This is a genomic window from Nesterenkonia sp. CL21, assembly GCF_031705515.1.
GTDB classification, from domain to species: Bacteria; Actinomycetota; Actinomycetes; order Actinomycetales; family Micrococcaceae; genus Nesterenkonia; species Nesterenkonia aethiopica.
In genome coordinates, this window is record NZ_JAUTWR010000006.1 from 1 (window position 1) to 19,823 (window position 19,823).

Below are 19,823 nucleotides of genomic sequence, written 5' to 3' on the forward strand. Positions count from 1 at the left end.
CCCCCCCCCCCCCCCCCCCCCCCCCCCCCCCAAAAACTCCAGACCAACTCGCGAGCCCTTCAGCCGCGAGCTCTCCCTGCGGGGACTCGATCCTGCCTACAGTGACAGCTATGCTGCTGATCTCGATGAGCACCTCGCTGGACGGGTTCACCGCGGACCGCACCGGCGACTTCAGCTGGGGCGCCCCGGACGAAGAGCTGTTCCGTTTCCATCTGGACACGGTGCGCGGGCTCGGAGCCTGCCTGTGCGGGCGTCGCCTCTACGAGACGATGCTCCCCTGGGAGACGGATCCGCTGATGCGGGAGAACGCCCTCGGTGCGGAGTTCGCCGACGTCTGGGCCGCGCTGCCGAAGATCGTGTTCAGCCGCAGCCTGGACCAGGTAGAGGGGAACGCCCGGCTGGCGCAGCGCTCCCTGGCCGAGGAGATCCCCGCGGTGCTCGCCGCGACCGAGCAGGACGTGGAGATCGGCGGCCCCACGCTGGCCGCCCAGGCCGTGGAGCTCGGACTGGTGGAGGAGTACCAGATCTTCCGGCACCCGATCATCCTCGGCGGAGGCACTCCCCTGCTGCCGCCAGTGGACGAGGCCGTACCCCTGGAGCTGGTGGAGAGCCGCGTCTTCGGCGGCCGCGTGGTCTATGAGCGGTATCGACGTGCCGAGGGGTCACGGGGCTGATCGGCCCCGAGACCTCAGCATTCGATGACGTTGACCGCCAGCCCGCCCTGGGCCGTCTCCTTGTACTTGGAGGACATGTCCGCCCCGGTCTCGCGCATGGTCACGATGACCTCGTCGAGGCTGACCCGGTGCGAGCCGTCCCCCATCAGCGCCATCCGGGCGGCATTGACGGCCTTCGTGGCCGCGATGGCGTTGCGCTCGATGCACGGCACCTGCACCAGGCCTGAGATGGGGTCACAGGTCAGCCCGAGATTGTGCTCCATCGCGATCTCCGCGGCATTCTCCACCTGCTCCGGAGTACCCCCGAGCACCTCACACAGCCCGGCCGCCGCCATCGAGGAGGCCGACCCCACCTCTCCCTGGCACCCCACCTCAGCACCAGAGATCGAGGCCTGCTCCTTGTAGAGCACCCCGATCGCTGAGGCAGTGAGCAGGTACCGCACCACGATCTCGTCGCGCTCATCTCGCGCGGCGTAGCTCCCCCCGGGTCCGTAGTGCGTGGCATAGAAGCCCACCGCGGGGATGATCCCTGCCGCCCCGTTGGTCGGCGCGGTGACCACTCGCCCGCCGGAGGCGTTCTCCTCGTTCACGGCCAACGCCACCAGGTTCACCCACTCCTGCCAATAGGCGTGGGAACGCTCGGGGTCCTTCTCCGTCAGCTGGGCATGCCAGTCGGGCGCACGACGTCGGACCTTCAGACCCCCGGGGAGGACACCGGTCCGACGCAGGGCCGAGTTCTTGCACTCCTCCATGACCTGCCAGATGTGCAGCACCCCGGCACGCACCTCCGCTTCACTGCGGACGGCGGTCTCATTGGCCATCATCACCTCGGAGACGACCCGGCCGGTGCTGCGGCAGTGCTCCATGAGCTCGGCCGCCGTGGTGAAGGGGTGGGGAACCTCCGCCTCGGTGGACTCCACGGCATCACCCAGTGAGGCGTCCTCCGCTTCGGCGGCGGTGAGCACGAACCCTCCCCCGATGGAGAAGTAGGTCTGCTCGGCCAAGACGCCGCCGTCGTCGTCGAGGGCTGTGATGGCCATTCCGTTGCTGTGCTGCGGCAGGAAGGTCAGGGGCCTCAGCACCAGATCCTCGGTGCGCAGCGCGATGTCACGGCGTCGCCCCAGCTGCTCGGCCACACGGACCGTCCCGGTCGCGCGCATATCCGCCAGTCGCTCCTCGACCTGCTCGGGCAGGATCTCCTCGGCATCCCAGCCCTCCAGGCCCAGCAGCACGGCGTCGAACGTGCCGTGTCCCTGCCCGGTGGCGGCAAGGGAGCCGTAGAGGTCCACCCGGACCTCCGCGAGAGGACCGCCCTCCCCTGCCTCCAGAGGGGCGGTCAGCTCCTCGACCACGAACCGCCGCGCAGCCCGCATCGGCCCCACCGTGTGCGAGGACGACGGACCGATCCCCACACTGAACAGATCAAACACGCTGATCGCCATGACGGATCACCTCTCCCTGCGGTAGAAGGGCAGCTGGACGACTTCGAAGGGCTGCGCCTTGCCGCGCACGTCGATGTCGAGCCGTGTACCGGGCTCGGTGAACTCCACGTCCACATAGGCCATCGCGATCGGGTGGCCCAGGGTCGGGCTCGGCTGGCCAGAGGTCACCACGCCGATCTGCTGACCGGCGCGCTCCCCCTCGGCGGCCAGCACCGGGTATCCCCCGCGGCCGGCGCGGCGGCCCAGGCCCTTCAGCCCGACGAGCCGCTGACCCGTGGTCTTCCCACGGCCCTCGGCCTTGGCCTGCTGCAGCGCGGCGCGGCCCACGAAGTCCTCCTCCTTGGAGAAGGACACCACAGGCAGTCCGGCCTCGAAGCTGACCCGCTCGGTGTAGAGTTCATTGCCGTAGAGCGGCATCCCGGCCTCCAGGCGCAGGGAGTCGCGGCAGGCCAGCCCGCAGGGGGTGAGGCCGTGCTCCTCGCCACGGCTGAGCAGCGCCCGCCACAGGGCGCCGGCCTTGTCGTCCCGCAGGAACATCTCGAAGCCGTCCTCGCCGGTGTACCCGGTGCGGGCCAGCAGGATCTCCTCGCCGCCGATCGTCACGGTGTCCGCCGCGTAGTAGGGCAGGTTCTCCACGATGGTGGTCTCGTCCAGGCGCACCAGAGAGGAGACGATGGCCTCCGCCTTCGGTCCCTGGACGGCGATGAGACTGATCGCCTCGGACTCGTCCCAGACCTCCACGTCGAAGCCGGTCGCACGCTCGGCCATCGCGGCATACACGGTCTCCCGGTTGCCGGCGTTGGGGACGATCAGATACTCGTCCTCCGTGATGCGGTAACCGATGAGATCGTCGAGGATGCCGCCGTCGGGCGTGCAGATCAGCGAGTATTTGGCCTTGCCGACCTTCACCTTGGCCAGGTCCCCCACCAGCGCGGTGTTCAGGTACGTGGCAGCGTCGGGGCCGGCCACGCGGATCTCTCCCATGTGGGAGAGGTCGAAGAGTCCGGCGGTCTCGCGCACCGCCCGGTGCTCGGTGAGCTCGGAGGTGTACTTCAGGGGCATGCGCCAGCCGCCGAAGTCGGTGAAGCTGGCGCCCAGCGCCTCGTGCTCGGCCGCCAGGGCGGTCTCGCGCAGCGGGGTGTCCGCCGACGTCGTCGTCTGCGTCTGCTGCGGGGTGGTCTCAGTCATGGAGCGTCTCCTGATCGGTTCATCGTCTCTCGGTGAGAGATCGTCCCTGAATCCAACGACGATCTCTCACCGAAAGACGATCTGTGCGGGTGCGTCGGCGTCAGCGGCCGTCAGCTGATCTCGAACGCCTCGGGCGGCGGGCAGCTGCACACCAGGTTGCGGTCCCCGTGGGCACCGTCGATGCGGCTCACCGGCGGGAAGTACTTGTCCTGCAGCACCCCGGGCACCGGGAAGGCGCCCTGCTGCCGGGAGTAGGCCCGGTCCCAGTCGTCGGAGGCGACGACGGCGGCCGGGTGCGGAGCGTGCCGCAGCGGCGCGTCCGCAGCCTCCACCTCGCCGTCGATGACCTGCTGGATCTCGGCCCGGATGGCGATCATCGCCTCGATGAACCGGTCGATCTCCGCCAGGTCCTCGGACTCGGTGGGCTCCACCATCAAGGTCCCGTTGACCGGGAAGGCCAGCGTCGGGGCGTGGAAGCCGTAGTCGATGAGCCGCTTGCACACGTCCTCGGCGGTGATCCCGGAGCGTTTGGTCAGCTCCCGCAGGTCCAGGATGCACTCGTGGGCCACCAGGTCCCCCTCGCCCGTGTAGAGGGTCGGGAAGTGATCCGCCAGGCGCCGCGAGATGTAGTTTGCGCTCAGCAGGGCGTGCGCGGTGGCGCTGGTCAGCCCCTCGGCACCCATCATCGCAAGATACGCCCAGGAGATGGGCAGCACGCCGGCCGAGCCGTAGGGAGTGGAGGTCACCGGGGCGCCGCCGCGGCTGGCCGCGTCGGTGCCGGCCCCGTTGCCGCCGGCCCCTCCCACCGCGGTGCTGGGCAGGAACGGCTTGAGGTGCTCGGCCACGGCCACCGGTCCGACGCCGGGCCCACCGCCGCCGTGCGGGATGCAGAAGGTCTTGTGCAGGTTCAGGTGGCTGACGTCGCCGCCGAACTCCCCCGGCTCGGCGAGGCCGACCAGCGCGTTGAGGTTGGCGCCGTCCACGTAGACCTGGCCGCCGGCCTCGTGCACGGTGCGGCAGACCTCGCGGACATCGGCCTCATAGACCCCATGGGTGGAGGGGTAGGTGAGCATGATCGCGGCGATCCGGTCCGGATGCTGGGCGATCTTCGCCTGCAGGTCGGACATCTCGATGGTGCCGTCCTCAGCGGTGGCGACGACGGCCACCTGCAGTCCGGCCAGCACGGCCGAGGAGGCGTTGGTCCCGTGTGCGGAGGCGGGGATCAGGCAGATGTCCCGGTCGGCGTCGCCCTGGGCCAGGTGGTACTGCCGGATGGCCAGCAGCCCGGCGTACTCCCCCTGGGAGCCCGCGTTGGGCTGGATGGAGACGGCGGCATAGCCGGTCACCGCGGTCAGCTTCGCCTCCAGGTCCTCGATGAGCGCCCGCCACCCGGCGGTCTGCTCGGCCGGGGCGTAGGGGTGGATGCCGGCGAACTCGGGCCAGGAGATGGCCTCCATCTCCGTGGCGGCGTTGAGCTTCATGGTGCAGGAGCCCAGCGGGATCATGGTGCGGTCCAGGGCCAGGTCCCGGTCGGCGAGCTTCCGCAGGTACCGCATCATCTGCGTCTCCGAGCGGACCTCGTGGAAGATCGGGTGGGTCATGAACTCGCTGGTGCGGCGCAGCGCCTCGGGGAATGCCGTGCCGTGGCCGGCCGCGGCGGAGTCGGAAGAGTCACCAGAGTCGGCGGGCGTGCCCGCCGGGGTCTCGGTCGGAGCACCGAAGGCCCGCAGCACCGCGTCCACATCGCCCGCAGTGGTGGTCTCGTCCACGCTGATGCCCACGGTGGTCTCGTCCACCCGGCGCAGGTTGATGCCGGCCTCCTCCGCGGCGAAGAGCACGTGCTCGGCCTCGGCGTCGAGGTCCAGGCGGACCTGCACGGTGTCGAAGAAGGACTCACTGACCAGCCGGCGTCGGCCGGCCTGCAGCCCGGCGGCCAGGGTCCGGGCGTGGCCGTGGACGCGCTCGGCGATGCGGCGGAGCCCCTCGGGCCCGTGGTAGACGCCGTACATGGAGGCCGCCACGGCCAGCAGCGCCTGGGCGGTGCAGATGTTGGAGGTCGCCTTCTCGCGGCGGATGTGCTGCTCCCGGGTCTGCAGGGCCAGCCGGTAGGCCGGGCGGCCCTCGGCGTCGTGGGAGACGCCGACCAGGCGGCCGGGCAGCTGACGCTGCAGACCGGAACGGACGGCCATATAGGCGGCGTGCGGGCCGCCGAAGAACAGCGGCACCCCGAAGCGCTGCGAGCTGCCGACGGCGATGTCGGCGCCCAGCTCACCGGGCGGAGTGATCAGGGTCAGGGCCAGCAGGTCGGCGGCGACGGTGACCATGGCCCCGCGCTCCTTGGCCTCACTGATCAGCGCGGTGTGGTCGACGACGGCGCCGGAGTCGCCCGGCTGCTGGACCACCACGCCGCACAGCTCACCGGCGGGCAGGCCCTCGGCGGCCAGGTCGATGATCTGCACGTCGATGCCCAGCGCCTCGGCGCGGCCGGTGACGACCTCACGGGTCTGCGGGAACGTGTCGGCGTCGAGGACGATGGTCCCGGAGGCCTTCTTCTTGTTGGCCCGGCGCATGAGCAGGATCGCCTCGGCGACGGCGGAGGCCTCGTCCAGCAGAGAGGCGTTGGCGATGTCCAGGCCGGTCAGGTCCGCCACCATGGTCTGGAAGTTCAGCAGCGCCTCCAGGCGGCCCTGGGAGATCTCCGGCTGATACGGCGTGTACGCGGTGTACCAGGCCGGGTTCTCCAGGACGTTGCGCAGGATCACCTGCGGAGTGTGGGTGCCGTAGAAGCCCTGACCGATCATCTGGGTCTTCACCGTGTTGCGCCGGGCGTAGCCGCGCAGCGCCTCCAGAGCCTCGGCCTCGGAGAGGGCGGCGGGCAGCTGCAGCCGACGGGCCTGGCGGATCGAGTCCGGGACGGCGGCGTCCACCAGGTCGGCCAGGGACCGGTGGCCCAGGGTGTGAAGCATGGTCTCGGCGGCCTCGGAGGTGGGTCCGATGTGGCGGGAGGCAAAGCCCTCCGGCACGGAGAAGGCGGGGCTGACGCCGCCGTCGGGGACGCCCGAGGGGGTGCTGGCGTCGGGGCTGAGAGTGCTGGTCATCGGGGAGGTTTCCTTCCGGAGCGCAGAGGGGTGGACATGCTCGTGTCCCTCCCCGAGCTCTGTAGGGAACCTGAGAGTTTGACCCGGCTGCTGAGGCGAGGAGTCGCCGTCGGACGCGGGCTTGCACCGTGGGTGAGGAGCCGCCGTCGCGGGCCGGATCCTGCGGCCGGGCGTCGGGGTCCTGCTTTCCAGAGTCGCCACCCCTGCACGGTACGGGTGCCTGAGAGATTCCTGGGGAGGATGTTGCTCCTTCGGCGCCGGGGCTCACCCGCCATGACGGCGTGCACTCCGGGCTCTCCCACACAGGGGACGTGGCGTATTCAGTTGACCTGCGGCCCATCTTACCTGCACTGCCGGAGGGGGATCACGCCCCGGCGGCGGAGCCGGCGTCGGCAGGGCCGCGTCGACGGATCAGACAGCGACGGATCAGACGGCGACGGATCAGACGGAACGGGCCTGCCGCTCCTGCTTGGCCACGAGTCGGGCGTCGAGGATCACCAGCACCGTGACGACGGCGAAGCCGGCCACCGCCAGGCCGAGGATCGGCAGCAGATCCCCGGTCGGGGCCTGCAGGCCGCGAGCCTCGTCCTGCCAGGGCCACAGCGTGCGCAGGGCTCCCAGCATCACCCCGGCCAGCACCACCATGGTGATCCGGTGGTGGTGCTCCAACAGCCACTGCAGCAGCTTGACCAGCAGGATCACCCCCAGCACCATCCCGACGGCGAACAGCCCCAGGTAGCCGACGTCGCGCTCGTCCACCGCGCGCAGCGTGGGCTCGTAGAGGCCGAAGGTCAGCAGCAGGAAGGAGCCGGAGAGGCCGGGCAGCAGCAGGGCGGAGACGGCGACGGCGGCCGCCGGGATGATGGTCACCGGGGTCGCCTCCACATCCGTGGGCGGCAGGGAGACCAGCCAGAACGTCACCGCGGCCGCGGCCAGTCCGGCCAGCACGTGCCGCAGCCTGAGCACCCGCAGACCCCAGGTGCGGGCGGCCCTGCCCGTCTGCTCCGGGCTGACGTGCATGGCCATGCGCAGCGGCACCGCGATGGAGGCCAGCACCATGCCGAAGAACGCCGCCCGCGTGGCCTCCGGATGGGACTCCACGGCATCGGCCATGGGACCGGCGATGGTGAACACGGCCAGCGCCATGCCGAACAGCACGGGGATGACCAGCTTCCACCGCACCGCGGCGAGGTGCTCGCGCATCCCCGCCGCCCGATCCGGACCGGTCACCAGCCGCCGCCCGGCCGAGACCACATGCGAGGCCGAGTCGATGAGCTGGGTGTAGATCCCTACCACCAGGGCCACCGTCCCGCCGGAGACGCCCGGGACGGTCTCCACCGTGCCGATGAGGGCACCACGGACCAGGTCTCCGACCACGCTGGTGCGGCGCTGCTCGGGCGCGCCCGCGGCGTCGTCAGGGGTCTGCTGGGAGAGGTCTCCGGCAGAGGATGATGCTGGCATAGCGCACTCGCCTTTCACGCCTTACACTGAGGTCTCCGGGCCTGTCAGACAGGTCACGAGACACGGATCACACCACCATGAGGCGCTCCGGCCGGACCCTGTCCGACCAGGGCACCCTGGGAAGCGCCGCGACGGCGGGCTGTCTGTCACGCCCGGAGCGGACGGCGGCCTCAGTCTACGTCGTCGTCCTGGCGTCTCCCTGCCACCATGACCACCTGCGCACCACCGGAGAACCGCGGTGCTCAAGCCACCCGTGACACGGGAGGAAGGGGAGACGACGATGAGTCCCCAGGCCATCGGATTCGCGATCGTCCTGCTGGCGGCGATCATGCTGCTCGGCAAGTACCTTCGCGTGAAGGTCCCGTTCATCCAGAAGCTGCTGCTTCCCAGCTGCATCATCGCCGGATTCCTCGGCCTGATCCTCGGCCCGGAGGTGATCGGGCGCCTCGCCGAGCCGCTGAACCTCGGCTGGCTGGCCGAGGGCGGCGTCTTCACCGCCGACATCTACGAGGTCTGGGGAACCCTGCCCGGGCTGCTGATCTCCGTGGTCTTCGCGACCCTGTTCCTCGGCTCCCGCATCCCCTCGCCGAAGCGCGTGGCCAAGCTGGCCGGTCCCCAGCTGTCCATCGGCGTGGCCTACGGCTCCGGCCAGTACGTGGTGGGGCTGCTGCTGGCCCTGCTGGTGCTCGCCCCCCTGTTCGGCGTCAGCCCCATGATGGGAGCGCTGATCGAGATCGCCTTCGAGGGCGGCCACGGCACCGCCGGCGGCATGCGCCCCGCCTTCGAAGACATGGGCATCCCTGAAGCCGCCGACCTCGCCCTGGCCATGGCCACCGTCGGGCTCGTCTCGGCCATCGTCATCGGTGTCGCCGTGGTGAACTGGGGCGTGCGCACCGGCCGCACCCGGGTGCTCAAGCAGGTCTCCGAGCAGTCCACCGCCGAGCTGCGCGGACTCTACTCAGACGACGAGACCGTCTACGCCGGCCGGATGACGGCCCGCCCGGGCTCCATCGAGCCGCTCACCCTGCACGTGGCCGTCGTCGGCCTGGCGATCATCCTGGGCTGGATCCTGCTGGAGGGCATCGTCTGGGTGGAGGATCTGCTGTGGGGCCAGCCGGACTCCCTGTGGACGCCCGCCGGCGAGGACGGCACCACGCTGCTGGGCTATGTGCCGCTGTTCCCGCTGGCGATGATCGGCGGGGTCATCATCCAGGTGGTGCTGGACCACACCGGCAACACGAACCTGCTGGACCACGAGATGATGAAGCGCATCCAGGGGCTCGCCCTGGACATCCTCATCGTCGCCGCTCTGTCCACGATCTCGCTGACCGTGATCGCCGACTTCTGGCAGACGTTCCTGATCCTCTCGGTGGCCGGCGTCGCGTTCTGCACGTTCATGCTGCTGTACTTCACCCCGCGGATCGTCCCGGAGTTCTGGCTGGAGCGCGGCATCGCCGACTTCGGCCAGTCCATGGGCGTCACGGCCACGGGCCTCGCGCTGCTCCGCGTGGCCGACCCTGACGACCAGTCCCCCGCCCTGGAGGCCTTCGGCTACAAGCAGCTGGCCTTCGAGCCCTTCTTCGGCGGTGGACTGATCACGGCGATCTCGATTCCGATCATGTACGCCACCGGCAGCGTCTACATCGTGCTGATCCCGATGGCGGTGCTGTTCGTCGCGGCGATCACCGCCGGCATGATCTACCACCGCGGTGTGCGCGCAGGACGGTGGACGGACCCCGCCTCAGAGATGGCTGCAGGTCAGCGGTGAGCTGACCACCACAGCGGCGGAAGCCCCTCCAGGGCCCGGGTGAGGCGACAGGCGCCTCCCCGGGCCCTCGCTGTGCCCGGACGCTGTGCCCACTCCCTGCCGCCGTTCTGCCCCGCTGTCCCGCCGCTGGGCACCCGCCTTGCCATCCGAACACTGTGTGAATTTATGAACTATCGTGACACAAACCCTTGACACCAGCTCCACGACACTGGAGGGTACTGTGCTGACGCGCTTCATCGAGGAGCACCCGCCAGCCGCCTCCCCCGCCGGAGGCCTGACACCAGAGGAATCCATGACACACCTGCGTCGCGTCGGCACACTGCTGCTGACCCTCATCGCGCTGCTCGGCCTGATGGCACCGGCCGCCCAGGCCGAGGCGGACACCAGCCGCGGCCCCGATCCCACCGAGTCCTCCATCGAGCAGACTCGGGGCAGCTACAGCGTCGGAGAGCGCAGCATCTCGCGCTTCGCCGCAGACGGCTTCAACGGCGGCACCATGTACTACCCCACCGGCACCGACGAGACCTTCGGTGTCGTCGCGATCTCCCCGGGATACACGGCCAGCGAGTCCTCCATCTCCTGGCTGGGGCCGCGCCTGGCCTCCTTCGGCTTCGTCGTGGTCACCTTCGACACCAACTCGCGCTACGACCAGCCGCGCCAGCGCGCCACACAGCTCCTCAGCGCGCTCGACCACGCCATCGACGACAGCGTGGTCGGCCCACTCATCGACGAGGGCCGTCAGGCCGTGATGGGCCACTCGATGGGCGGCGGCGGGGCGCTGCAGGCCGCCGAGGACCGCGACGAGATCCAGGCCGTGGTGCCGCTGACCCCGTGGAACGCCAAGAAGAACTGGAGCTCCGTGGATGCTCCCACCCTGATCATCGGGGCGGAGAACGACCGCACCGCCCCGGTGCGCAGCCACTCCATCCCGTTCTACGAGTCCCTGACCAACGCCGGACAGCGGGCCTACCTGGAGCTGCGCGGGGCCAGCCACTTCGCCCCCAACCGGTCGAACACCACGATCGCGAAGTACAGCATCGCCTGGCTGAAGCTCCACCTGGATGACGACGAGCGCTACGAGCAGTTCGTCAACCCCGGCCCGGACACCGGACTGCGCACCGGCATCTCGGACTGGCGCATCAGCTGACACCGCCGGCCCCGACCCGGCCACCTCACCGCCCTGAGGCAGACGACCCCTCCTTCAGCCGCCCGCCCACGCGGCCAGAAGGAGGGGTCGGCTGCGTCCCTGCGAGGCCGCATCTCGACAGAATGCATCTGCAAGCGCTTCCACGAATCCTTGCGATCTGGATCACATTCACGCTATCTTCAGTCAGGAGACGTCGACTCGACGCGGTCGCCGATGCTACGGCGACGACGCCTCTCATCCGATTCCCGGCGGACTGAGATGCCATCACCTTGGAGACAGCACTGATGACGACGACACAGAGTACGGCGGAGCCTGTGCCGCACTCACCTTGGAAGCGCTTGCGGAAACATGCGGTGCGGACGGCAGGGGCCCTCGGACTGGCCGGGGCCATGCTGGCACCCGCCACCATGCCTGCGGCCACCGCCTTCGACGGCGGGCCCCCGGCCTCCGACAACGCGGCCGATCATGCCGGTGCCCGCGGCGCGGAGAATGCCTCGCAGAACTCCGCCCACCACACCGACCGGCTCCCGGAGTTCCGCACCGCGGCGCAGAGCGCGGAAGGCCCGAAGGACACCACCGCCGTGATGTTCCAGTGGACGTGGAACAGCATCGCCCGCGAATGCCGTGAGACGCTCGGCCCGGCCGGCTACGGCTACGTGCAGACCTCCCCCACCCAGGAGCACATCCAGGGCGAACAGTGGTGGACCCACTACCAGCCGGTGAGCTATCAGATCGAATCCCGGCTCGGCACCCGCGAGGAGTTCGCGGACATGGTCACCGAGTGCAACGACGCCGGTGTGAAGGTCATCGCCGACGTCGTGATCAATCACATGACCGGCCAGCAGGAAGGCGTGGGCTGGGCCGGCAGCGAGTTCACCCACACGGACTACCCCGGCACCTACTCGCCCGATGACTTCCACAACCACGGCTGCGAGGTGGAGGACTACACCGACCGCTGGCAGGTCCAGGAATGCGACCTGCTCGGACTCGCCGATCTGAAGACCAGCTCCGACTACGTCCAGTCGAGGATCGCCGAACACCTCGAGGACCTCATCGACCTCGGCGTCGAGGGCTTCCGCATCGATGCGGTCAAGCACATCTCCGCCGACGACCTCACCGGCATCCTGGACCGGGTGGACCTGACCGACATCTACGTGGTCTCCGAGGTCATCCGCGGCGGCGGCGAACCCATCCAGCCCGAGGAGTACCAGCACCTGGGCGACGTCCACGAGTTCACCTGGGGCCGGAAGCTCAAGGAGGCCTTCGACGGCGGCGACATCCACTGGCTGCTCTCCGGCGAGGGCATCGGCGAGACCTGGGACGGATTCATCGCCGACGAGCACGCCGGGACCTTCGTGGACAACCACGACACCGAACGCAACGGCGAGACCCTGAGCTACAAGGACGGAGACGCCTACCGCCTGGCCCAGGCCTTCACACTGGCCTGGCCGTACGGCATGCCCGCGGTGCACTCCGGCTACTCGTTCAGCGACTACGACGCCGGCCCTGTGCAGCACGAGGACGGTCGGATCCGCGACGCGGTCTGCGGCGAGGAGAACTGGACCTGCATCCACGCCCAGACCGAGGTGGCCAACATGGTCGGGTTCCGCAACGCCGTCGGGGACGCCCCGGTGACCGACACGTGGACCAACGACTCCCACGCCCTGGCCTTCGGCCGTGGCGACCAGGGCTTCCTGGTGGCCAACCGCGGACCGAACAGTGTGCAGCACACCTGGCAGACCTCCCTGCCGGCCGGCGAGTACTGCAACGTCTACACCGGCTCCGCCACCTCCGAGGGCTGCTCCGGGGAGACCGTGACCGTGGCGGCCGACGGCACCTTCAGCGCCCACGTGGGCCCGGACTCCGCCGTGGCTCTGCACGTGGGCGCCACCCCGGCCAGCGGCGACGGAGACGGCGACGGTGACGGATCGACGCCGCCGGAGGAGCGCGAGCTGTCCCTGTTCTACGCCACCGACTGGGAGACCCCGTACGTCCACTATCAGGTGGGCGACGGCGAGTGGACCGATGCTCCGGGCGAGGCACTGACGGAGGTCTGCGAAGGCTGGGCCCACACCGAGATCGACCTCGGCACCGCCCGCACCATCACCGCGGCGTTCAACGACGGCGGCGACGCCTGGGACAACAACGCCGGCGAGGACTACACGATCGGCTCCGGCGTCATCCAGCTCGCCGACGGCCAGCTGGCCGAGGGCGACCCCTGCGAGGCCCAGCCCGCCCCGGGCGAGGACCCGGACCTGACCGTGTACTACGAGACGGGCTGGGAGAACCCGCGCATCCACTACCAGGTGGGCGACGGCGGCTGGACGGACGTTCCGGGCGTGGCGATGGCCGAGGCCTGCGAGGGCTGGTTCCGGGCCGACATCCAGCTCGACGACGCGGACGGCATCACGGCCGCCTTCAACGACGGCGCCGGCACGTGGGACAACAACGACCACCAGGACTACAGCATCGCCGCCGGCGAGCAGCAGGTCTCAGAAGGCGAGGTCACCGCAGGCAACCCCTGTTGAGAGACGGCCCGGTCTGAGATGAGCCTCGGACCGGAGCACCACACCTCACGCGTGCCGAGCCTTTCGGCCGTGTGAGCCGGGAGCGGGCGGCGTCGGGATCACCGGCGCCGCCCTGCCCATGCCTGGGGACCTGACCATCCGGTGGCCGACGGTGTCGACCTCCGGTCCCCCGGCACACTGTCGCTAGAGTGATCGCGTGACGCTTTTCGTGAACGCCCGAGTGATCCCCTCAGCCCGCATCGGTGAGGCCCGCGGCGACGCCGTGCTGGTCCGTGGCGAACGCGTGGCCGCCGTCGGACAGGCCACCCGACTGCATCCCGATCTCGCCGCCGGCGAGGAGGTCATCGACCTGCAGGGAGCGGTGGTGCTGCCCGGATTCGTGGACTCCCACGTCCACACCGGACTCTACGCCCGCGGCCTCTTCTCCGCCGACCTGCGGGACTGCACCTCCCTGGAGGCCGCCCTGCAGCGGGTCGCGACCCACCTGCGGAACCGGGTGGAGGCCGCCAAGGCCGAGGGCACCTGGCCGCAGCAGCCCCAGTGGATCTTCGGACAGGCCTGGGACCACAACATCTGGGACGTCCCCCAGGTGCCGGACCGCCGAGCGCTCGACGCCGTCACCGGCTCCTTCCCCACCGCTCTGCACTCCACCGATGCTCATACCTGGTGGGTCAACTCCGCCGCCCTGGAGGCCCTGGGGCTGGACGCCTCCACGCCGGACCCGGTGGGCGGAAGCTTCGACCGCGACACCGACGGGCAGCTCACCGGCATCCTGCGGGAGTCTGCCGGGCGGGCGGTGGACCAGATCCTGACCTCCGGTGCCGCCGGGGACCTCACGGCCCAGCTGGAGCACGCCCAGCGGCAGCTCTGGGCCCAGGGGCTGGTCGGTGTGCACGACTTCGACGGCGAGGACGTCCGCGCCGGATTCTCAGCCCTGCAGGAGACGGGGCGGCTGAGGATGCGCGTCACCAAGGCGGTCCTCGCCCCGGACCTGGATCTGGCCCTGGCCGAGGGGCGGTACACCGGCTCCGGCGACGCCTGGCTGCGCACCGGGCCGGTGAAGATCTTCTCCGACGGCGCCCTGGGCTCCCACACATGCCTGATGCATGAGCCCCTGGCCGGCTCCACGCACGGGCATGGGGTCGCGGTCACCGAGGAGGCCGGGCTGCGCGACCTGCTGGCCCGTTCCGCAAGCGCCGGGCTGGCCGTGGCCACCCACGCGATCGGGGACCGCGCCAATGAGTTGGTCCTCGACGCGTACCAGTGGCTGGCGGAGCAGGTGAGCTCCGGCGTCGTCCCGGCCTCCCCGCTGGTGCACCGGATCGAGCACGCCCAGCACCTCGCGGTCGAGGACGTGCGGCGCTTCGCGGCACTGGGCGTGGTGCCGTCGATGCAGCCGCTGCATGCCACCGCGGACTTCGAGCTGGCCGAGCGCCTCATGGGTGACCGGCCGATGGCCTCCTACGCCTGGCGATCGCTGATCGACGCCGGGGCCACGCTCGCCTTCGGCTCGGACGCGCCGGTGGAGCCGCCGTCGCCGCTGGGCGGGATCCACGCGGCGGTCACCCGCCAGAGGCCGGACGGCAGGCCCGACGGCGGCTGGCAGCCCCAGGAGCGCCTCAGCGTGGGCGAGGCGATCACCGGCTTCACCACCGGAGCCGCACATGCCGCCGGGATGGGGCACCTGACCGGGGAGATCCGCCCCGGGATGTTTGCCGACTTCACCGTGCTGCGCGAGGATCCGTTCGCCGTCGCGCCCTCCGACCTGCCGCACATCCCGGTGGCCGGGGTGATCACCGGGGGCCGCGTGCGCCACTGGGTATGAGCCCTCTCCTCCCATTCATGACGTTGCCTCCGCGGTTTGGGCCCTCTTGAGCCCGACTCCGGCGTCATAAGGGCCCAAACCGCGGAGGCAACGGGGTGGGACAGCGCGGCTCAGGCCTGCTCCTCGGCGAACGTGCCGTCGTTCTCCCCGCGGAAGAAGTCACGGCCGTAGATGACCAGGCAGAGCAGGATCCCGACGCCGAGTCCCCAAGCCGCACCGAGCAGGGCCAACGCTCCGGCGGTCACTCCGGCGATCCCCAGATCGCGCTGGCTGCGGGCCTCCATGATGCCGATCCGCACGCTCACGTAGGCCTGGACCAGCAGGGTCAGGGCCATCGCGACGCCGAGCACCGGCTCCACGAGAGTGACGATGGGAAGCAGCAGCAGGCCCGTGTTGGTGCCCCAGCGGAAGGACCCGGCTCCTCCGTAGAGGGACTTCATGGCCTTCCGGCCCTCTTTGTACCGTTCGGTGATCACCACCAGCATCGCCGACCAGGAGGGACCACACATCGCGACGTCGGGGCCGATCACTCCCATCAGGGCGTTGCGTCCGCCGAAGATCAGGTGGGAGCGGTCGGGGTTGTACTCCACGTTCTCGTCCGGCCGGGCTCTGTTCGCCTGCTTCAGCACGGCGTTGGCCTGCAGCGTGTCTCCGAAGACCACGATGTAGGTGGCCAGCACGGTGGGGATGGCGGTCACGAACATCATCAGCGGCGGCAGGCCCAGCCCGAAGATCGTGTACTCGCGCCACAGCGTGAGAAAGTCGGGCTGCACGATGCCCCACTCGATCTGCGACCACTCCGCCTCGCGGGTCAGCGGGGCGATGAGGACGGCCACCAGGATCGCCGGCAGCACACCGAGCTTGCCGATCTGCATGGCCAGGCGGTTCTTCTCCCGCCAGCGGGGGAAGTGACGGGAGAACAGGAGGAAGAACACCAGCCCGATCGCGATGGTGATGGTGATCGGGAACTGCTCGAACTGGCCGCCCTCCCCGAAGACGGTCTGCACCGCAGCGATGCCCGCGCCCATGAGCACACCGGCCTTGATGGCCGGCGGGATGGCGCGCACCACCCGCTTGGCCAGCCCGGTGACGCCGAGCAGGATCGAGAACAGTCCCAGCAGGATCTGGAAGGAGATCAGCGCATGGACGCGCTCGGGGCCTTCCGGGAACGTCATGCAGTAGGCCATGACCAACGGGATCGCCGGGGTGATCCACCCCGGGACCACGGGATCGCCCAGCAGGTGGTGCGTCAGGTAGAGGAACCCGTTGAGCAGGATCACGGCGAGCGCCACCTCGAAGGGCATGCCCAGCAGGGTGATCATCATCGGGATGGCAGCGAGGTCCACCGCGCACATCAACAGGCCCTGGGTGTAGTCGGGCCATTCGAGGCGGTAGTGGACGAAGGGAAGCCGGATCTCGAAGGGGCCGGCCTTCCAGTGGGGTGAGGAGGGGGCGCCGTCGCCCTGCTCTCCGGGGCTGTCCCCGTGGTCTTCGATGGTCTGGGCCATGATCATGCTCCCTGTCGGTGGGCGGGGTGGTGGGCGAGGTGGTGGTCGAGGGCCCTTGATGCGGGCTGCTCCGCATCGGCGGGTGCGGGGTCGGCGTCGAACTCGATGATCTGCCGCACGGCACGTCCGTCTTCGAGGTCGTCCATCGCCTGGTTGATGTCCTCCAGGCGGATGCGCGAGGTGATGAGCTTCTCCACCGGCAGCCGTCCTTCGCGCCAGAGCTGTTCGTACCGGGGGATGTCCCGGCTGGGCACCGAGGAGCCCAGATAGGAGCCGATCACGGTGCGGGCCTCTGCGGTGATGCGCAAGGGGGAGATCGTGGCAGTGGCGGTGGGGGCGGGCAGCCCGGTGGTGACGGTGCGGCCTCCCGGTGCGGTGGCGTCGAAGGCGGTCTCGAAGGCGCGGGGGCTTCCGGCGCATTCGATCACGTGATCCGCGGTGAGGCCCTCCTCGGCGACCTGCCGGGGGGTCCAGGTCTCATGGGCTCCGAGCTCGCCGGCCATGGTCAGCTTGTCCTCGGCCATGTCGACGCCGATCACCCGTTGGCAGCCTTCGGCCAGGGCGGTGATGAGCGCGGCCATTCCGACGCCGCCCAGGCCCACGATCATCACCGACTCCGCCGGCGCGGGTTGCGCGGCATTGAGCAGGGCCCCTCCTCCGGTGAGCACGGCACAGCCGAGGACGGCGGCCACATGGGGCGGGACGTCGTCGCCGACCGGCACCACGCTGGCCCGGTCCACCACCGCGTGGGTCGCGAATCCGGAGACGCCGAGGTGGTGATGGACCTCGGCACCGTCGCGGCTCAGGCGGCGATGGCCGTGGAGCAGCTCGCCGGCGTTGTTGGCCCGGGAGCCGCGGGTGCAGGGCAGTCGTCCCCCGGCCGCGCAGTTCTCGCACTGTTCGCAGCGCGGCAGGAACGTCATCACCACCCGCTGGCCGGGGCTGACGTCGTCGACGGCGGAGCCGACGGCCTCCACGATGCCGGCCGCCTCATGGCCGAGCAGCATGGGCACGGGGCGTTCCCGGTGGCCGTTGACCACCGAGAGGTCCGAATGGCAGACCCCGGCGGCCTCCATGCGGACCAGGACCTCTGTGGGTCCGGGAGCCTCGAGGGTCAGCTCGCTGATGCGCAGCGGCTCGGTGGAGGCGTAGGGGCGGGCGCGGCCGATCTCTTCGAGGACGGCACCTCTGATCTTCACGGATGATTCTCCTGGGCGTCTCGGCAGGTGTGAGGCGGGCGTGGTGCTGTGTCTGATGACATCAGCTCCCTGTTCCCTGGGCCACAGCCGCCGTGGCTGAGAATTCTCCTATGATGTGTCCATGGTGGACACCTTGGATGGCTCAGGCACTGACGAGACCGGTCACGGCCGGGAAGCGCTGCTGCGGGCGCTGCTGGACACCGCGGCCGAGCTGTCCAGCCTGCAGGACGTCGAATCGGTGCTCCAGTCGATCGTCCGACGCACCCGGCACCTGCTGCGCTCCGACATGGCCTACATCAGCCTCAACGACCATGCCGCCGGCGAGACCTACATCCGCCAGTCCGACGGCGTCACCACCCAGGAGTACCGGACGCTGCGCATGCCGATCGGCTACGGCATCCTCGGTCGGGTGGCCACCGGCGTGGCTCCGTATCAGACCACCGACTATCTGCGGGACGAGTCGATCCCTCACCTGGACTCCATCGATGAGATCGTCGCCGGCGAGGGCGTGCTGACCATCATGGGAGTGCCCCTGCTGGTGGGTGGGCAGGTCATCGGCGCGCTCATGGTCGCTGAACGCTCCCACCGGGTCTTCAGCCCGGAGGAGATCGACGTCGCGGATTCGTTGGGCACGCACGCCGCCGTGGCCCTGGACAATGCCGAGCGGTACACCCGCGCCCTGCACGACGCCGAGCAGCTCAGCCGCGAGCATGAGCGCAGCCAGGAGGAGCTCGTCTCCCGCACACAGCTGATGGACTTCGACGCCGAGCTGCTCCACGAGATCAACCGCGCCCCCACCGAAGACGGCGTCCTGACGCTCACCGCACGGACCCTCGGGGCACCCGTGGCGCTGCTCTCCGAGACCGGCGAGCAGATCGCCGTCGCCGCAGCCCGGCCTGGCCACCCGGATGACCCGGCAGGCCGCACACCCACGATCCCACCCCCGGAGCCCGCAGCCCTGGAGGCGGCGACCGCCGAAGGCCGGGCCCTGCGGATCGGCGAGGGCCCTGATGCCGTCGTCGTGGCGCCCATCCGCTCCGGCCATGACGCCCTGGGGCACCTGGTGACCTGCGGCGTCGAGGACCCGGCCGAGCTTCAGCTGCTCGATCACGCGGCGGCGCACATGGCGCTGGCGCTGCAGTTCGTCCGGGCGGAGGAGGACGCTCAGCACCGCCAGCAGCTGGACGTGATCGAGGATCTGCTGGCCGAACGGCCGATCTCCGACCACCGGCTCGCCCGCCGCCTGCAACGCTGGCGGCTGGGCCTGCACGACCCGATCCACGTCGCGGTGATCCTGCCCGCACAGGACACCGACGCCGTGCGCCGGCTGCTGCGTGGCCTCCCGGGCTCCCGGTTGGCGGCGCCCCTCGGCGACCAGCTGTGTGTGATCTTCGACGACGAGCGCTGGGTGGCGTCCGCACGCCGCCAGGCCTCCGAGCAGGGGCTGGGCATCCAGGGCGCCTGGTCCGGGCCGATGCCGTCGATCCGCCACCTGCCGAAGCACCACCGCATCGCACGCCTGGCCGTCACGGCGATGCGGCTGGGCGGCCGCCAGGGGCTGGTGGACGCTGCCGACGTGGGTGTGGTCGGTGCCGTGCTCCACGCGGCAAGCCAGGCCGAGGCCCAGGGGGATCCGATCGACCTGACCGCGCCGATCGCCGCGCTGGTCTCCCACGATGCCGAACGGGGCACCGAGCTGGTGCGGACGGCTGCGACCTTCTTCGAGACCGACCGGCGGATCGACCGCACCGCCGAAGCGCTCTTCCTGCACCGCAGCACCGTCAAGCAGCGGCTGCAGTCCATCCGCCGGATCCTCAGGGAAGGATGGGACCACGCGCCGCGCAGCCTGGACGTGCATCTCGCGCTGCGGGTCTGGAGCCTGACGCACGGCCCGGAGACGGACGCCGACTGAGCGGTACGCTCCCTCCGGTTGAGTCCGGAGGCATTGTCGCTATGAGTGCACTGACGCGGCTTGTAGCGACCAC

The 19,823-nt window shown here is 70.2% G+C and carries 12 protein-coding genes and 1 riboswitch; of the genes, 6 read left to right on the top strand and 6 right to left on the bottom strand.

The features are described from left to right. Positions 1 to 110: 110 nt before the first annotated feature. Positions 111 to 674, top strand: coding sequence for a dihydrofolate reductase family protein (locus Q7C18_RS10185; RefSeq protein ID WP_070159114.1), 564 nt, complete (start codon positions 111 to 113; stop codon positions 672 to 674). A gap of 14 nt (positions 675 to 688) precedes the next feature. Here Q7C18_RS10185 and Q7C18_RS10190 read toward each other — a convergent pair whose 3' ends face one another. The 4 genes from Q7C18_RS10190 to Q7C18_RS10205 all read right to left on the bottom strand — a co-directional run bounded on the left by Q7C18_RS10190 (position 689) and on the right by Q7C18_RS10205 (position 7,863). Further along, positions 689 to 2,116, bottom strand: coding sequence for an L-serine ammonia-lyase (locus tag Q7C18_RS10190; protein ID WP_311025305.1), 1,428 nt, complete (start codon positions 2,114 to 2,116; stop codon positions 689 to 691). A gap of 6 nt (positions 2,117 to 2,122) precedes the next feature. Continuing rightward, positions 2,123 to 3,304 carry a glycine cleavage system aminomethyltransferase GcvT gene (gene gcvT / locus Q7C18_RS10195; protein WP_311025306.1) on the bottom strand — a complete coding sequence of 394 codons (1,182 nt, stop codon included), beginning with the start codon at positions 3,302 to 3,304 and terminating at the stop codon, positions 2,123 to 2,125. 110 nt (positions 3,305 to 3,414) lie between these two features. Next, positions 3,415 to 6,402 (bottom strand): aminomethyl-transferring glycine dehydrogenase, encoded by a 2,988-nt coding sequence (gene gcvP, locus Q7C18_RS10200; RefSeq protein ID WP_311025307.1) that lies wholly within the window; start codon positions 6,400 to 6,402, stop codon positions 3,415 to 3,417. 198 nt (positions 6,403 to 6,600) lie between these two features. Then, positions 6,601 to 6,713, bottom strand: a riboswitch (glycine riboswitch). Positions 6,714 to 6,843: 130 nt separating this feature from the next. Then, a complete protein-coding gene (locus Q7C18_RS10205) occupies positions 6,844 to 7,863 on the bottom strand; it encodes a DUF368 domain-containing protein (protein ID WP_311025308.1) in 1,020 nt (339 codons plus the stop codon). 280 nt (positions 7,864 to 8,143) lie between these two features. Here Q7C18_RS10205 and Q7C18_RS10210 point away from each other — a divergent pair, with 280 nt between their 5' ends. The 4 genes from Q7C18_RS10210 to Q7C18_RS10225 all read left to right on the top strand — a co-directional run bounded on the left by Q7C18_RS10210 (position 8,144) and on the right by Q7C18_RS10225 (position 15,131). Continuing rightward, a complete protein-coding gene (locus Q7C18_RS10210; protein ID WP_311025309.1) occupies positions 8,144 to 9,631 on the top strand; it encodes a sodium/glutamate symporter in 1,488 nt (495 codons plus the stop codon). A gap of 292 nt (positions 9,632 to 9,923) precedes the next feature. Beyond that, positions 9,924 to 10,778, top strand: coding sequence for a dienelactone hydrolase family protein (locus Q7C18_RS10215; protein WP_311025310.1), 855 nt, complete (start codon positions 9,924 to 9,926; stop codon positions 10,776 to 10,778). A gap of 353 nt (positions 10,779 to 11,131) precedes the next feature. After that, entirely contained in the window at positions 11,132 to 13,306 is a 2,175-nt protein-coding gene (locus Q7C18_RS10220; protein ID WP_311025311.1) for a carbohydrate binding domain-containing protein, read from the top strand. Between the two features lie 196 nt (positions 13,307 to 13,502). Then, positions 13,503 to 15,131, top strand: coding sequence for an amidohydrolase (locus Q7C18_RS10225; protein ID WP_311025312.1), 1,629 nt, complete (start codon positions 13,503 to 13,505; stop codon positions 15,129 to 15,131). 110 nt (positions 15,132 to 15,241) lie between these two features. Here the strand turns inward: Q7C18_RS10225 and Q7C18_RS10230 are convergent, their stop codons facing one another. Both Q7C18_RS10230 and Q7C18_RS10235 read right to left on the bottom strand, forming a co-directional pair. Next, entirely contained in the window at positions 15,242 to 16,639 is a 1,398-nt protein-coding gene (locus tag Q7C18_RS10230) for a solute carrier family 23 protein (protein ID WP_139827714.1), read from the bottom strand. A gap of 2 nt (positions 16,640 to 16,641) precedes the next feature. Next, entirely contained in the window at positions 16,642 to 17,838 is a 1,197-nt protein-coding gene (locus Q7C18_RS10235; protein ID WP_311025313.1) for an alcohol dehydrogenase catalytic domain-containing protein, read from the bottom strand. Positions 17,839 to 17,959: 121 nt separating this feature from the next. Between Q7C18_RS10235 and Q7C18_RS10240 the strand changes: the two genes are divergently transcribed. After that, on the top strand, positions 17,960 to 19,750 hold the full coding sequence (locus Q7C18_RS10240) for a GAF domain-containing protein (RefSeq protein WP_311025314.1): 1,791 nt from the start codon (positions 17,960 to 17,962) through the stop codon (positions 19,748 to 19,750). The last annotated feature ends 73 nt before the right edge of the window (positions 19,751 to 19,823 follow it).

Excerpts from the sequence above, each read along its gene's own strand:
- Q7C18_RS10185 (WP_070159114.1), top strand. The coding sequence starts at position 111 with ATGCTGCTGATCTCGATGAGCACCTCGCTGGACGGGTTCACCGCGGAC.
- Q7C18_RS10190 (WP_311025305.1), bottom strand. The coding sequence starts at position 2,116 with ATGGCGATCAGCGTGTTTGATCTGTTCAGTGTGGGGATCGGTCCGTCG.
- gcvT (WP_311025306.1), bottom strand. The coding sequence starts at position 3,304 with ATGACTGAGACCACCCCGCAGCAGACGCAGACGACGACGTCGGCGGAC.
- gcvP (WP_311025307.1), bottom strand. The coding sequence starts at position 6,402 with ATGACCAGCACTCTCAGCCCCGACGCCAGCACCCCCTCGGGCGTCCCC.
- Q7C18_RS10205 (WP_311025308.1), bottom strand. The coding sequence starts at position 7,863 with ATGCCAGCATCATCCTCTGCCGGAGACCTCTCCCAGCAGACCCCTGAC.
- Q7C18_RS10210 (WP_311025309.1), top strand. The coding sequence starts at position 8,144 with ATGAGTCCCCAGGCCATCGGATTCGCGATCGTCCTGCTGGCGGCGATC.
- Q7C18_RS10215 (WP_311025310.1), top strand. The coding sequence starts at position 9,924 with ATGACACACCTGCGTCGCGTCGGCACACTGCTGCTGACCCTCATCGCG.
- Q7C18_RS10230 (WP_139827714.1), bottom strand. The coding sequence starts at position 16,639 with ATGGCCCAGACCATCGAAGACCACGGGGACAGCCCCGGAGAGCAGGGC.
- Q7C18_RS10240 (WP_311025314.1), top strand. The coding sequence starts at position 17,960 with ATGGTGGACACCTTGGATGGCTCAGGCACTGACGAGACCGGTCACGGC.